At 69.7% G+C, this 16440-nt stretch carries 5 protein-coding genes; all 5 read left to right on the plus strand.

What is annotated here, in order from left to right; genetic code table 11:
* Window positions 1–75 precede the first annotated feature (75 nt).
* The 5 genes from IGS67_RS12365 to IGS67_RS12380 are packed head-to-tail and all read left to right on the plus strand — an operon-like array spanning window position 76 to window position 16171.
* Complete coding sequence (locus IGS67_RS12365) at window positions 76–2919, plus strand: helicase-related protein (protein ID WP_192281553.1); 2844 nt, start codon at window positions 76–78, stop codon at window positions 2917–2919.
* Window positions 2916–4079: a hypothetical protein gene (locus IGS67_RS13685; protein ID WP_210767298.1), complete on the plus strand. Its 1164-nt coding sequence runs from the start codon at window positions 2916–2918 to the stop codon at window positions 4077–4079. Before IGS67_RS12365 ends, IGS67_RS13685 begins: the two co-directional genes overlap by 4 nt.
* Window positions 4042–7602: a class I SAM-dependent DNA methyltransferase gene (locus IGS67_RS12370; RefSeq protein ID WP_210767299.1), complete on the plus strand. Its 3561-nt coding sequence runs from the start codon at window positions 4042–4044 to the stop codon at window positions 7600–7602. Before IGS67_RS13685 ends, IGS67_RS12370 begins: the two co-directional genes overlap by 38 nt.
* Window positions 7599–14015: a DEAD/DEAH box helicase gene (locus tag IGS67_RS12375; RefSeq protein ID WP_192281556.1), complete on the plus strand. Its 6417-nt coding sequence runs from the start codon at window positions 7599–7601 to the stop codon at window positions 14013–14015. The genes IGS67_RS12370 and IGS67_RS12375 overlap by 4 nt, the downstream gene beginning before the upstream one ends.
* On the plus strand, window positions 14015–16171 hold the full coding sequence (locus IGS67_RS12380) for a UvrD-helicase domain-containing protein (RefSeq protein ID WP_192281559.1): 2157 nt from the start codon (window positions 14015–14017) through the stop codon (window positions 16169–16171). The genes IGS67_RS12375 and IGS67_RS12380 overlap by 1 nt, the downstream gene beginning before the upstream one ends.
* Window positions 16172–16440 lie beyond the last annotated feature (269 nt).

A 16440-nucleotide genomic window follows, 5' to 3' on the forward strand; every position in this document is an offset into this window, starting at 1 on the left:
GGAGTGACAGTGACAGGTTTGGTAAGCGCCGCTGCGACATCGGAGTCGAGTGAGCGAGCGATCGCGCCTGGCTCTGTGGTCGTCGTCCGGGACGAGGAGTGGCTCGTCCGAGCCACCGAGGAGACGGCGGACGGCCTGCTGATCCGCGTCCAAGGGCTCGGCGAGCTCGTCCGCGACACCGAGGCGACCTTCTACACGAGCCTCGACGACGTCCACCCGCTCGACCCCGCACAAGCCAGGGTCGTCCCGGACGTCAGCTCGAACTACCGCACGTCGCGCCTCTGGCTCGAGTCGACGATCCGCAAGACCGCGGTCCCGCTCGCGGACCCTTCGCTCACCGTCTCGACGCGCGCGCTCGCGGACGCGCTCTCCTACCAGCAGTCCGCGGTCCGCAAGGCGCTCGACCCGGCGAACCTCCGCCCGCGCATCCTGCTCGCGGACGCGGTTGGTTTGGGCAAGACCCTCGAGATCGGGATGATCCTCTCCGAGCTGGTTCGCCGCGGCCGTGGCGACCGCATCCTCATCGTGACGCCGCGCCACGTGCTGGAGCAGATGCAGCACGAGATGTGGTCCCGTTTCGCCCTGCCGTTCGTCCGCCTCGACTCGGCCGGCATCCAGCGCGTCCGCCAGAAGCTTCCCGCCACGCGCAACCCGTTCACGTACTACCGGCGCGTGATCATCTCGATCGACACCCTGAAGTCCGACCGGTACGTGGCGCACCTGTCCAAGCAGCGGTGGGATGCCGTCGTCATCGACGAGTCCCACAACCTCTCGAACTCCGCGACCCTCAACAACCGCCTCGCGCGCGTCCTTGCCCGCCAGTCGGACGCGCTGATCCTCGCCTCGGCCACCCCGCACAACGGCAAGAAGGAGTCCTTCGCCGAGCTCATCCGCCTGCTCGACCCCTCTGCCGTCCGGCCGGACGGGGAACTCGTCCCGCGGGAGGTGGAGCGCCTCGTCATCCGCCGGCACCGGCACAGCCCGGAGGTCGCGCAGGTCGTCGGGGCGGACTGGGCCGAGCGGCAGAAGCCGCAGAACATCCTCGTACCGGCCACACCGGAGGAGAACGCGATCGCCCACGAGCTGGACGACGTCTGGCTCCACCCGGCCTCCGGTCGCACGCCCTACTCCGGCCAGAACGCCACGCTCTTCCCGTGGACGCTCGCGAAGGCGTTCCTCTCCTCCCCGGCGGCGCTGCAGGAGACGGTCCGCGCACGACGACGTCGTCTCACCACAGGCCCCGCGGCCGACACCGAGCGGGCCGCCCTGGACCGCCTCGAGCACCTGGCCACCGCCGCCCTCGCGAAGCCGTCAGCCAAGTACCAGCGCCTGCTCGAGCACCTCAAGCAGATCGGCATCAGCAAGGCTTCCCCCCACCGAGCGGTGATCTTCGCCGAGCGCATCTCCACGCTCCACTGGCTCCAGAAGCAGCTCATCAAGGACCTCGGCCTCCCAGTTGCAGGCGTCGAGATCATGCACGGCGGTCTGCCTGACGACGAGCAGCAGCGCATCGTCGAGGCCTTCAAGCAGTCCCACACCCCGGTGCGCGTGCTGGTGACCGGCGACGTCGCGTCCGAGGGCGTCAACCTGCACGCTCAGTGCCACGAGCTGATCCACTTCGACATCCCGTGGAGCCTCATCCGCATCGAGCAGCGCAACGGGCGCATCGACCGGTACGGCCAGAAGCACCCGCCGCGCATCACGACCCTCCTCCTCGACCCGACGAGCCAGGGCTTCTCGGGAGACGTCCGCGTCCTCGCCCGACTCATGGAGCGCGAGCACGAGGCGCACACCGCCCTCGGCGACGTCGCCTCTCTCATGGGCGAGTACGACGTGGGCAAGGAGGAGGAGGAGATCCGCAAGGTCCTCGCCGGCCAGAAGGACTTCGACCAGGTCGTGAAGTCGGTCGAGGACGCGACGGCCGCCGACGACCTCGCCGCGCTCTTCGCGCGTCTGGCAGGAACAGCCCCCGCCGACGACGGCGCCTCGCACCAGTCCGCATCCGTCGCCCCGGTGATCGCGCCGGCCGCGCAGTACGGCACGGGCCTCTACCCCGACGAGGTCACCTACCTGGACGAGGCCCTGCGCGCCGCGTACATCGACCCCACCGGCAAGGTGACGAACAATGGCGTCGAGTGGCGCCACCACACCGGCCACGGCATCGCCGAGCTGACACCGCCGCGGGATCTCGTCCAGCGCCTCGAGGTGCTCCCGCAGTCCTACCTCGCCGACCGCAAGGTGACCCAGAGCCTGAAGCTCGCGACAACCCCGGCCAAGGGCGCCGAGCGTCTGCGCGCCGCGCTGACGGACGAGAACGAGTCCTCCTGGCCGGACGCGCACTACCTCGCACCGCTCCACCCCGTGCTGGAGTGGGCGTCGGACCGTGCGCTGGCGTCTCTGGGGCGCAACGAGGTCTTCGCGGTCCGCGGTGACGTCGAGGCTGCGACGGTCCTCCTGCTGGGCACCCTGACGAACCGCCGCGGGCAGGTCGTCGCGGCGTCCTGGCTCACGGTCCAGTTCCCGGACCTCGACAGCCCGGACTTCGCCTTGGTCAACCCGCACGAGTCCGCGTCCGCTGCGCTGTCTGCGCTCGGTTGGACGGCGGCTCGCACCAACCCAGGCGCGCTCGCTGGGACCGAGCGTCTCACCGCTCTCATCGCCCCCGCCGTCAGCAAGGCCCGCGCGCAGATGGGCCAGGTGTTCGCCGCGGCGGAGGCCGACGTCGCCGCCCGCGTCGCCGAGTGGTCGACGCGCCTGGACGAGTGGGACGAGGAGGCTGGGACCCTCCTGCAGTACAAGGACCTCAAGCTGCGGCGGATCAGCGTGGAGCAGGAGCGTGAGCTGGTGACGGCGATGAACCCGGACCGTCAACTGGTCCGTCCGTTGCTGGTCGTCGTCCCCGAAGGAGGTGTGGCGTGAGCGCGTCGGACGCGATCGTCATCGGTGAAGCGTGGATCTCTGAGCACTTCTTCACCACCGAGGCCAAGTCCCAGTCGTTCCAGGCGCGCGTGCTGGAGCGCCGCAAGGAGTGGGACGCCGAAGACGCCGAGGACCGCGCCACCGTGCGGTCGCGGTTCACCCACGCACGCCAGGGCCTGGAGGTCGACCTCGCGGCCCTCGCGGAAAAGTCCGGCAGCTCGCTCGCCGCAGCCGCCGAGGACGTCCACACACGTCTGCTCGACGTGCTCGGCTTCACCGGCCACGGCCTGCACCACGAGCGCACCGGACCGCTCATCCGCGTCTCGGCGCCCGGCATCACCGACGGCGCCCCACTCGCTATCGTCCTCGCCCGGCCCGTGGCCGCGATCGAGGACCTTCTGTCCAAGGACGAGCCGTCCCTCCTGGAGTCGTTCGCTCTGGAGGAGGGCGGGGAGTCCTACACCTCCGTCGCGCGCCTGCTCTCGGCCCTCTTCGTCGACGACGACGCCCCCGCGCTCGCCCTGGTTCTCGCGGGTCGCTGGGCGCTGCTCGCCGAGCGGGAGCGGTGGGCCGAGGGCCGGTATCTCGCGGTCGACGTCCAGCTCGTGTGCGAGCGCAACGACGCGCGCCGCGGCAAGGAGATCGACCGCGCCCTGACCTGCCTGTCGGCGGAGTCCGTCGCACCCGACGCCGACGGCGGCCTGTGGTGGCACGGCATCCTCGAGGAGTCCGTCAAACACACCGTCGGTGTCTCGCAGGACCTGCGGGACGGCGTGCGGCTGTCCATCGAGATCATCGCGAACGAGGTCGTCCGCCGGCGCGCGGCTCAGGGCCTTGGACCGCTGCCGGGTGACCAAGCGCAGCCCCTCGCCAAGCAGTCCCTGCGGTTCCTGTACCGGATCCTCTTCCTCCTCTACGCGGAGGCGTCGCCCGAGCTGGGTGTGCTCCCGGTCGGTGCCCCGGAGTACGCGCAGGGCTACAGCCTCGACCGCCTGCGGGAGCTCGTGCAGGTCGAGCTCGCCACCCCCCCAGGCCCGCTCGGGCACGCACCTGTACGACTCCCTTGGGCTCCTCTTCCGGCTCGTCGACCGTGGGCACAAGACCACCGACGACGGCGAGACGATGGCTCCGGGCCTGGCGTTCAACCCGCTCCGCGCTGACCTGTTCAAGCCCGAGGCCACCGTGCTCATCGACGACGTCGGTCTCGGGAACGAGGCGCTTCAGAAGGTCCTCGGCCACCTGCTCCTGAGCAAGGAGGCCCGCGGCCGCGACCGAGGGTTCATCTCCTACGCCGAACTCGGAATCAACCAACTCGGCGCGGTGTACGAGGGGCTCATGTCCTATACCGGCTTCTTCGCCGAGACGGACCTGTACGAGGTCGCCAAGAACGGTGACCCGAGCAAGGGGTCCTGGGTGGTCCCCGTCGACCGCGCCGAGGGGATCGAGGCCAAGGACTTCGTCACCGCGGAGGACCCGCACACCGGCGAACGCAAGCCGGTCATCCACTACCAGGGTGAGTTCGTCTACCGCCTCGCGGGCCGGGAGCGCCAGCAGTCGGCGTCGTACTACACCCCCGAGGTCCTGACCCGCTTCACGGTCGGGCAGGCCCTCGAGGAGCTCCTCGACCAGGACGGCGAACGCACGCCGGCGTCGGACATCCTCAATCTCACGGTGTGCGAGCCGGCCCTGGGCTCGGGCGCGTTCGCAATCGAAGCGGTCCGCGAGCTTGCCGAGCAGTACCTCCAGCGACGCCAGCACGAGCTCGGCCAGCGCATCGACCCCGACGAGTACCCGCGCGAGCTGCAGCGGGTCAAGGCGTACCTCGCCCTGCACAACGTCTACGGAGTGGACCTCAACGCGACCGCGGTCGAGCTCGCGGAGATCTCCCTGTGGCTCGACACGATGGTCCAGGGGCTCGACGCCCCGTGGTTCGGCTTGCATCTCCGGCGTGGGAATTCGCTCATCGGTGTGCGACGCGCGGTGTTCCGGCGGGACCAGGTGACGAGCAAGGCGTTCCTCAAGGACGTCCCCAGGGACGTTCCGATGACGTCGCTCGCCGACGACGTCGCCCACGGCCGCCTGGCCACTGACGTCGGCGGCGGAGTGCATCACTTCCTCCTGCCCGCAGCAGGGTGGGGCTCGGCCGTCGACGCCAAGGAGGCGAAGCACCTCGCGCCCGAGGCGATCGCCCGGCTCAAGGCGTGGCGGTCGAGCGTGCTGGCCAAGCCGAGCAAGTCGCAGGTCGACGCGCTCGTGGATCTTGCGTACCGCGTCGAGTCCCTGTGGCAGATCGCGTGGCAGCGGTTGGAGATCGCCGAACAGGAGATCCGACGTGCGATCCCGGTCTGGGGCAGCGAGGGCCTGTCCTCCGGGGGGGCGGTCCAGCGCGAGCAGATCGAGGAGGCGCTCCGCGACGCGAGTGGCGCGTATCAGCGCCTGCGTCGCGTCATGGATGCCTGGTGCGCGTTGTGGTTCTGGCCGCTCACCGACTCGCTGACATCACGCGAGGTTGACGGGCGCTTCGAACGCATTCAACCGCCGAGCCTCGACCAATGGATCGCTGCCCTGCAGATGCTGCTCGGGCGGCACGCAGGGAAGGCGCGCACGCAGGCCGGAGGTAATCAAACACTCGGAGCCGGAACCTCCTGGGAAGAGCTCGCTGACTACGAGGATGTCGACCGAGGCTTCGCGAGCGCGATGCCGGTCGAGAAGGTCCTCGACGCCCACCCGTGGCTCGAGGTCTGCGAGACGATCGCTCATCAGCAGGGGTTCTTCCACTGGGAGCTCGACTTCGCCTCGGTGTTCGCGCGGGGCGGGTTCGACCTGCAAGTCGGTAACCCACCATGGGTGCGGCCCGACTGGGATGAGCGAGCGGTCCTTGGCGAACTGGATGTGCGTTGGGTGCTCGACGGGAAGATCTCCGAGACTGTCGCGGCCTCCCGTCGAGCGAAGCACCTGCAGAGCCCGGGCGCCGCCGACTACCTGGCTGATGCGGCGGCAGCGGTTCACTCTGTGCGTTCGACACTGACTAGCCCGAGCCTCTACCCCCATCTGACGGGTCTGCGGCCCGACCTCTATCGCTGCTTCATGGAACAGGTGTGGCGACACGGTTCCATGCGCGGGTCGAGCGGTCTCATCCACCCTGAGACCCACTTCACGGACGAGAAGGCGGGGCTTCTTCGGGCTGCTACGTACCGTCGCCTTCGGCGGCACTGGCAGTTCCTCAACGAGCTCGTCCTCTTCGAGATCGACCACCACGTCTCGTTCGGCGTACACATCTACGGCGCTAAGCGGGTGAGCCCGTCATTCCTTCAGGGCACCTCCCTCTACCACCCGGACACCGTGACGCGCTCGCTCATACATGACGGGTCTGGTGCTGAGCCGGGCCTCAAGGACCCAGACGGCAGATGGGATCTCCGGCCCCACCGCGGCCGTGTCGTCGAGGTCACCAGCGAGACGCTGGCGACTTGGCACGCGATCTTGGAAACCTCTGACGTCCCCGTTGGTCGAAGCCGAATGGTCTACGCGGTGAACCGATCGACTGCATCAGTTCTGGACAAATTGTCGCGATCGCCTCGCCTCGGTTCGCTCGATATACAGTTCTCCCAGGGCTGGAACGAGACCACGGACTTCAGGCGCGGCTTCTTCGCCAAGCAGTGGGGGGCTCCAGATACGTGGGATGACGTCATCCTGCAGGGCCCACACCTGCACGTCGCGACGCCGCTGTACAAGACGCCGAACAAGACGATGCTCCACAATCTCGACTGGTCGGCCACGGACTTCGAGGCGTTGGCGCCCGACGCCATCCCGGTGACCGCCTACAAGCCAGCCGGTGACCGCTACGAGTACGACTGCGCCTACACCGACTGGGGAACCGAAGACGACCCCAAGCCGGCTCGTGACTACTACAGAGTCGCTTGGCGAAACATGGCAAACAACGTGAGTGAGCGGACGTTCACACCGGTCTTGATCCCACCAGGGGCTGCGCACATCCACGGTGTGACGTCGATGGGTTCCACCAACCTGCCGCTGCCGGAACTCGTGGACGTCGCAGCAACGGCCAGCTCTTTGCTGGCAGATTTCTCAGTCCGTGCGGTGCCAAAATCAACGATCAGTGCAGGAACCGTCGCCCGACTGCCAGCTCCTGCCGGCGAGTATGTCAGGGCGCTCCTGCGATTGCGCATTTTGCGGCTCAACTGCGTCACGTTCGCATATTCGGAACTGTGGGAAAGCGCGTTCGAGGATGCCTTTAACGACGACAGATGGTGCAGTTCTATGCCGTCGAAACTGGGAGACGTCGCTGCGAGGTGGACCGAGCGTACGCCTCTTCGGGTAGCGCTTGAGCGCCGCCAGGCCCTGGTTGAGGTCGACGCGCTCGTGGCTCTGACGCTCGGGATCAGCGCGGAGGAGCTCTGCGCGACCTACCGCACCCAGTTCCCAGTCCTCTATGGCTACGACCGCAACGCCTATTACTACGACGCCAGCGGTCGTCTCGCTCCGAATTCGGTCCTGACCATCTGGCGGAAGAAGGGTGACCGCATCACGGAGGAGGAGCGGACCGCCGTCCACCCCGGTTCGGGCATCGCCTACACCTACGAGTTGCCGTTCGTGACGCTCGACCGTGAGGCGGACATGCGGCAGGCCTACGCCGAGTTCGAGCGGCGGCTGGCGGAGCGGTCGTGAGCGAACTTCTGCCCACGGTCCATGCGGCGCGCATCCAGGACTCGCTCACGCACTACCTGACCACGACGTTCGCGCTCACGGATGCTGAGGTTCAGGACGCGCTCGACCGGTTCCTCTCGGACCCGGACGACGGCATGTTCAAGGGCCCGTACGTCCGCCTCCGCCTGCCGTTCCGCCCGGCTGAGCCCGGCTGGCGGGACAGCCTGGAGTGGTACGGCGGGTTCGACCCGCCCTACGGACACCAGGCCGCAGCGTTTGCGCGGCTGTCGTCGATGGCAGCCGGCCAACCACGGCGGCCGCAGCCGACACTCGTCACCACGGGTACCGGGTCCGGCAAGACCGAGGCGTTCCTCTATCCGATCCTCGATCACGTGCTGCGCGCACGGCGCGCAGGGGTCCGGGGGACGAAGGCGCTGATCCTCTACCCGATGAACGCCCTGGCGAATGACCAGGCGCTGCGCCTCACCCAGATCCTCACCGGCAGCCCCGAACTCTCGACCATCACCGCCGCCGTCTACACAGGGCAGAAGGGTCCGCAGCGCACGAAGGTTAGCGCCGACGGCCTCATCACCGACCGCCACGTCATTCGTGACGAGGCACCGGACATCCTGCTGACCAACTACAAGATGCTCGATCAGCTGCTCCTCCGGGCCGAGGACCAGGACATCTGGCGCCAATCCGCGACGAGCCTGCAGTACCTCGTTCTTGACGAGTTCCACACGTACGACGGCGCCCAGGGCACGGACGTCGCCATGCTCCTGCGTCGTCTCGGGCTAACCCTCAAGGCTCACTGGCCGCAGGACGACCCCCACCTCACTCCAGAGGACCGCGGGCGCCCGCTCGGCCGCATCACGCCAGTCGCGACGTCCGCCACCCTCGGCGACAAGGGTGACCCGAGCACCATGCTCGACTTCGCCCGGACCGTCTTCGGCGAGGACTTCCCCGTCGACGCCGTCGTTACCGAGTCCCGACTGAGCTTGGACGAATGGGTCGGGGATGCTCCCGCCCGGATGTCCGCTCGCGGCCTGACACCGGTGGACGTCGCCGGCACCGACGTCGCCAGCGCCCTGGCGATCCTCACAGACCTCGGTGATGCACCCGACGGCGCCGTCCTGGCCCGCACGGTGTTCGGCCACCTCTACGACGTCGACGCCACCGATTGGGACACCGATCTCCTCCTCGGCGCCGCGCGCGCCCACCCGCTGGTGCAGGACCTCGCTCGGCACGCCACCGACGCGGTAGCGCTCCGCGAGCTGAGCGACGCCGTCGTCGGCGCCACCACCCCCGAGCTCCGCGAGAGTTGGGAGCGCCTCATCGCTGCCGTCATCGCGGCACTCGGGCACGTGCGCGCCGTCGCCGGCCGCGTCGCGCTGTCGGTCGACGTGCACCTGTGGATTCGTGAGCTCAGCCGCATCGACCGGCTCGCAGACTCCGTCACCCGCTTCCGGTGGAGCGACGACGGCCCGCCCGCTGCGGGCGACCACCCTGAGGACCAGCGCGACCCCTTCCCGGCGATCCACTGCCGCTTCTGTGGGCGCTCCGGCTGGGGCGTGGAGCTCGCGCCCGTGGGCATGGACCTCGCACTCAACGACTCCGCGATCCGCGCGAACAAGATGCGCCGCGAGGGCCGCTTCCGCGCCCTGCTGCACGCGCCCTCCGAGGCTGACCGCGCCCTACTCAAGGGCGAGACCATCGACGGCCTGCGCTACTGGGCGGTCCGTGGCCGCACCCTCCTGACGGAGCCACCCGCCGACGACAACCCCGAGCTCACCGAAGGCTGGGTCCTACCGGTCCTCACCACCACCGGCGACGACGCGGACAAGGCCGCCGCCGACGACGCCTGCCCCGCCTGCGGGCAGGAGGACGGCATCCGGTTCCTCGGCAGCGCCATCGCCACGTTGCTCTCCGTCAGCCTCTCGACGCTCTTCGGCGCGCCGCGCCTGGACGCGCGCGAGAAGAAGGCGCTGGTATTCACCGACTCCGTCCAGGACGCCGCGCACCGCGCGGGCTTCGTCCAAGCCCGCTCCCACACCCTCACCCTCCGCGCGGTGCTCCGTGACGCGGTGGCCGACGGCGCACTGCCGCTCGACTCCCTGGTCGAGGAGGTCATCAACCGGGCCGGCGACGACCCCGCGCACCGCTACCGGATTCTCGCGCCGGACTGCGCCGACCGCACCACCTTCACCGACTTCTGGCAGGCCGACACCCTGCGCCGTGTTCCCACCTCGGTCCGCAAGCGCGTCCGCAACCGCCTGCTGTTCGACGCCGCGATGGAGTTCGGCCTCAACTCCCGCACCGGTCGCACGCTCGAGCTCGTCGGCTCGGTCGCCGCGCAGGTCGACGCCGGCCAGCCCGCGCGGCTCGCGACAGTCGCGCGCAGCGTTCTCCACGGCTTCGCGCTGCAGGGCACGCTGGAGGACACCGCCGAGCCGGACGACGTCACTCTCGTCCGCTGGGTGCGCGGAGTGCTGGAGCGGCTCCGGACGCGAGGCGCGATCGACCACCCGTGGTTCGACACCTACCGCAAGCAGGACGGCGCACGTTGGTCCGTCTGGGGTGGGCGCCCCAAGGGTGAAGGTATGCCGGCGTTCCCGAAGGGCCGACCCGCGCCCAGCTACGCGCGCGTCGGTGGCGCTCTGCCGGGTGGCCGCGAGACCGACCTGGATGCAGTCACGTCCGCCAAGTCCTGGTACGCGAGCTGGGCCTCCCGCGTCATGCCGGTCAGCACAGCTGACGGCGGTCGCCTCACCCGCCTCCTGCTCGAGCGGCTCGCCAAGGACGGCGTGCTCTCCGCCATCACCACCGACTCCCAGGGCACCGTCTACGGCATCCCCGCCTCAGCCGTCGTCGTCGCGCCTACGCAGGCTGCGGACCTTGCAGCCGGACGCCACCTTCTGGTGTGCGACCTGTGCCGCGCCCAGACTCCTGGGACCGCCGAGGTCGTCGACCAGCTGGACGGTGGGCCGTGCCTCGTCATGCGGTGCACCGGCACCCTGCGCCGGGCGCCGCTGGAACCCGGCTTCTACCGCCGCCTCTACGCGAGCCCGGACATGCGGCGCGTCGTCGCCCGCGAGCACACGAGCCTCCTGGACGACGCGAAGCGCCTCGAGTACGAGGACGGCTTCAAGGGCGCGCAGGCCGACCCGCAAGCGCCGAATGTGCTCGTCGCGACGCCCACCCTGGAGATGGGCATCGACATCGGCGACCTCTCCGCCGTCATGCTCGCCTCACTCCCGCGGACCGTCGCGTCCTACGTGCAGCGCGTCGGACGGGCCGGGCGCCTCACCGGCAACGCCCTGACCCTTGCGTACGTCGTCGGGCGGGGGGAGCACCTGCCGAAGCTCGGCGACCCGCTCTCGGTCATCAACGGGGCCGTGCGGCCGCCCGCGACCTACCTGACCGCCGAGGAGATCCTGCGCCGCCAGCTCACCGCGCACCTCGTTGACCGCATGGCCGCCGACCCGAACCGTCGCCACCCGCGCAAGGCAGCTGGCGTCATGGGCTCGAGCGCGCCGGACACCTTCCTCGGTGACCTCATCGTCATGGCCGAGGGCGCCGGCGGGGAGGTCAACGACTTCTTGGCTTCCTTCGGGAAGGAGCTGCCGTCCGCCGCTCGTGACGGACTGCGAGCGTGGCTCGTCCCGGCCGGCGGGCCGGGCACCAGCTCATTCGCTGGCCACGTGCACGAGGCGAGCCTGCGCTGGCAGCGCACCGTCGAGATGCTCCAGCACCGCCTCACGGAGATCGACAAGGTGATCCCCGAGCTCGAGACGAAAGCGAGCTCCACGGCAGCCACCGAGGACGACCGCCGCGCCTACCGCTCTGCGCGCGCCGCGCGGAAGCTCACCAGCGGAGAGCTCGGCACCCTCAAGTCCGAGTACTGGATCGGCGTCATGGAGGAGTTTGGCCTGCTGCCGAACTACACGCTCCTCGACGACAGCGTGACCCTGGACGTCGGCCTGTCCTGGATCGACCCCGACACCGGCGATTACCAGACCGAACACGCGCAGTTCCAGCGGGCCTCCGCGCAGGCCATCCGCGAGCTCGCCCCGGGAGCCAAGTTCTACGCGCGCGGCTGGGAGATTACCGTCGACGCCCTCGACCTCGGGGTCGACGGCGAGGCCGTGCGCCCCTGGGTGTTCTGCCCCGCCTGCGGATACGGCACGGACACCGGGCTGGACGCGGCGCAGGCTGTGCCGAGCGAGTGCCCGCGCTGCGGTGCCACCGGGATCGCCGACACCGGGCAGCAGGTCGAGGTGGTTGAACTGGTGCACGTCACCGCTGAGGTGCGGCGCGACGAGGTGGCGATCAGCGACCGGCAGGACGACCGCGAGCGCATCCAGTTCCAGCTCATCACCGCCGCCGACGTCGACCCGGCAGGCATCGGCGACCGCTGGTTCGTCGAGAACACCGGCCTGGGGTGCACGTACCTCAAGGGCGTCACCTTGCGGTGGCTCAACGCCGGCAAGCCCGGCCAGGGTGTGCCCCGACTCCTCGCCGGTCAGGAGCGCCCTGCGTCGCTGTTTCGGGTATGCGCGGGCTGCGGAAAGCTCGACACGGACACCGGGCGCAATCGTGCCCACGAGCACCGGCCGTGGTGCCGGTACCGCACGTCAGCGGAGGAGAACACCCGCGCAGTCATGCTCTCCCGGACCCTGCGGACGCAGGGACTGCTGCTGCGTCTGCCGACGTCCGTGACCGCCGGCGACTCCTTCGCCACGCCCAGCCTCGCGGCCGCCGTCCTCCTCGGACTGCGCGAGCACATGGGCGGCGACCCCGACCACATCCGCGTCGAGCGCGTCGTCGAGCCCTCCGGCCACGGGCCCGGCGACACCGACGACGCCCTGCTCGTCCACGACGTCGTCCCTGGGGGCACCGGCTACCTGGCCGATCTCGCCGACCCGGACGTGCTCCGGACCATCCTCGCCACCGCGTGGGACATCGTCCGGACCTGCGACTGCAGCACCGAGGGCCGCCTCGCCTGCCACCGCTGCCTGCTCCCGCTCGCCCCGCCCCACGAGATGCACCTGGTGTCACGGGTCTCCGCCGAGCGCTACCTTCGCGTGCTTCTGGGTGTGAAGGAGGAGGCGACGTCCGCCGCGGAGGGCGAGTGGACCATCACCAACATCCCGCCTCCTAAGGACGACGAGTCCGTCATCGAGCAGCGCTTCCGCCTGGTGCTCCGCGAGCGGCTGACGACCGCCGGGGCGCACGTGGTCGAGGAGCCGACACCCACCGGCAATGCCCTGCGGTTCACCCTCCCCGGGTCGCCCCGGCGCTGGACCTTGACCCCCCAGGTCCTGGTGCACGGCTGCAAGCCCGACTTCGTGCTCGCGTGCACGGACACGAACGTGCCTCCGCTCGCCGTGTTCGTCGACGGCCAGAAGTTCCACGCGAGCGAGGCCATCAACCGCCTCGACGACGACGCCGCCAAGCGCGCCAACCTCCGTGCGCAGGGTTACCTGGTCGTGGCGGTGACGGCGAAGGATCTCGACGCCGCCGAGCAGGGCGTCGACGACCCGCCGGTGTGGTTCCAGCAAGCGATGGTGCCGGCACTCATGACGCAGCCGTCCCTCATGGCGTCGCCCAACTCCTACGCGGCGCTTGCGCAGGGGCCGGTCGATCACCTGATCGGCTGGATCGCGGGCGCGGACAAGGACGGACGTCGTCTGACCGCCCGTGCCGTGCCGTTCTTCTTGCTGCCGGGGTCGCCGCAGATGGGCGCCCCGACCGACCTCTCGTTGGCTGAGATCGCCGCCAGGAGCCTGACGGATGAGCAGGTTCCCGGCGGGCCGCGCTCAGTCGTGGTCTGGCGGGATGGCGCCGTTGCCGCGGCGATCGAGGTGAGCCGTCGCGAGATCGGCGGCGTGATGCAGGCAACCGCGGACGTCGCCCTGGTGCTCGAGGACCGTCCCGGCACCCTCGACGCTGACCACGCGCCCGCCTGGCGGACATGGTTGCGGACCTCGAACCTGCTGTCCTTGCGTGACTGGCCCACGGAGATTACGACGGTCCGCACGGTGCTCGCCGAGCGCAGCGGTGGACAGAGCCTGCCCACGGCCGCCGTCGAGGTGGAGGCCCAGCGGCACGAGGCCACCGGGGCGAACATCGATCTCTCGTGGCCGAAGGCATGGCAGGACGCGTTCGAGGACGCCGAGGGCGAGGAGCGCGACCTGCTCCGCGCGCTGGCCGGCGACGGGATCGACGCACCCGCGATCGGCCTCGATGGTCCCGACGGCACGTTGCTCGACATCGCCTGGCCCGCCCAGCGCGTCGTCGTGGAGACCGTCACCCTGACCGAGGAGGACCGGGCCGTGCTCCACCGCCACGGATGGCGGCTCGTGGCTCCCGACGCTGACCTGGTGCGCTCTGCACTGCACGCCGCAGGTACGACACCGACGACGGAGACCTGATGCCCACGATCATCATGACCAAGTGGCCGACCGAGATCGACGGCTCGGTGCGCTCGAAGGCGATGAGCTTCCTGCAGAAGCTGTCGGGTGACGACACCCTTCCGGGCCTGCACGTCGAGCCCATCGCGCTCGCGGTCGACCCGCGGGTTCGCACGGGCCGTGTGGACCAGTTCTGGCGTGCCGTCATGTTCCGGCTTGACCACGGCGGAGAGGCACACTACGTCATCCACGGCGTCTGGCCGCACGACGACGCGATCGAGGTCGCCAAGAAGGTGAGGCTGACCGTCAACCCGATCAACGGCCTCCCGACGATCGAGTCCGTAGCGATTCCTCAGGCGCCGCCCGCGCTCGAGACGCAGACTGTCGCTGTCCCGGAGGTGGTGACGCCTCTGCTCGAGACCCTCGGTGTCTCCCGTGACGACCTCGTGTCCAGGCTCGGTGTGCCCGCAGAGGTCGCCGACCAGGTGCTGGCTGCCCGGACCGAGGACGAGGTCCTCACCGTGGCCCAGCGGCACGATGGCTGGCTCGGACTCATGCTCGTCGACCTCGCGACCGGCGACTCCGTGGATGACGTCGCCGCAAAGCTCCAGATCGAGAAGTCTCCCGAGATCGGCGACGACGACGCCGACGTTCTTCGCTCGCTCCAGCACCCCGCTGCACGCATGCAGTTCGCATTCATCGAGGACCAGGACGACCTGCGTCGCGTCATCGAGTCCGGCGACTTCGGCCGGTGGCGAGTGTTCCTCCACCCCGAGCAGCGGCGCTACGTCGAGGCTCGCTACAAAGGGCCGGCGCGGGTGACGGGCGGTGCCGGCACCGGGAAGACCGTCGTCGTCGTCCATCGCGCTCGTGCTCTGCACAGGTCGGCGCCTCAGGCGCGGATCGTCATGACGACGTTCACGACCAATCTCGCTGACTCGATGCGCGAGAGCCTCGAGCAGCTCGACCCCAGAGCTACCCGAGCGGCTGGCCTGGGGAAGCCGGGCGTGCACGTCGCCGGTGTGGATGCGCTTGCGGCTGCTGTGCTGAGGGCTGCCGGTGCCGAGATCAACCAGGCGATCGACGCCGTCCTCGGCGAACCGCGAACCGACCCGAACCAGCGCGTGCCGAACCAGCGGTGGCACGCCGTCCTCGGTGCCACGACGACGACCCTGCCGGAGAGCCTCGCCAACGAGACGTTCCTCAAGGCCGAGTACGAGACCGTCGTCGTGCCCCACCGTGTCCGCACCGAGGAGGATTACCTCCGGGTGCGCCGGGCCGGGCGTGGGAGCGCACTCGACCGCCGTCGCCGCAAGGAGGTATGGCGGCTCATCGAGGCCTATCGCGCTCACAACCGAGTCGACGGCAGCCTCGACTATGCCGAAGCGGCAGCGATCGCTGCCGCCTGGCTGGAGGGTGCGGGGGGAGCGGCGCGACCACAGGCTGACCACGTGCTCGTGGACGAGGGGCAGGACCTGGGGCCGGCGCACTGGCAGATGCTGCGCGCGCTCGTGGCCCCGGGACCGGACGACCTGTTCATCGCCGAGGACTCCCACCAGCGCATCTACGGCCCGCGGCTCGTCCTCAGCCGTTTCGGGATCAACGTGGTCGGCCGCGCACGCCGCCTGACCCTTAACTACCGGACCACGGCGCAGAACCTCCGGTACGCCATGGGGCTGCTGTCCGGTGCCACCTACGTCGACCTTGACGACGAGCCCGAGGCGACGGGGTACCGCTCCGCCCGCACCGGCCCGAAGCCTGACATCCGCAAGGTCACCGGCACAGGCGGGGAGCTGCAGACCATCGCGGACGTTCTGCAGGGCTGGCTCGCGGAGGACGGGGTGGCTCCGGAGACCATCGCGGTGCTCGTTCACGACCGCTTCGCGCGCGAACGCGTGGTCAGCGGACTTGCCGAGCGTGGCGTGACGGTCCGTGGGGTGGACCGCGAGAAGCCCGGCCCTGGCCGGCCCCTGGTGATGACAATGCACCGCGCCAAGGGCCTCGAGTTCGCCAAGGTCGTGCTCGCGGGCGTCGGCACGAAGAGCCCGGCAGAGAAGGGCCGACTGGCGGCGCTGGACGACGCGGAGCGTGAAGACGCCGAGCTGCGCGCGCGCTCGCTGACTTACGTGGCGGCTACCCGGGCGCGAGACGAGCTGATCGTGGTGGAGCGAGAATGATGATGACGATGCCACTCCCGCTCGCCGTGACTAGCGAGAGTGGAGTCCCTGATAGTGGTGTAGCCACCCCGTGGCCGACCTCGTCACCGACGTAGGCGCGGCCACCGTGTGATCCTTCGAGTCAACCTTCCACAGAATCCTCGAACGGAGTCATCACGATGACCGCTCCACACATTGTCGACCCTGCCAGCCTGCTTGGCGAAGCCCGAGAACTTCGCCGCCGGGTGAAACTTCTGGAGCAGGAGAACGAGGTCCTGCGCCGCGCGGCC

The sequence above is a fragment of the Flavimobilis rhizosphaerae genome (assembly GCF_014852685.1).
Taxonomy (GTDB): Bacteria; Actinomycetota; Actinomycetes; order Actinomycetales; family Cellulomonadaceae; genus Flavimobilis; species Flavimobilis rhizosphaerae.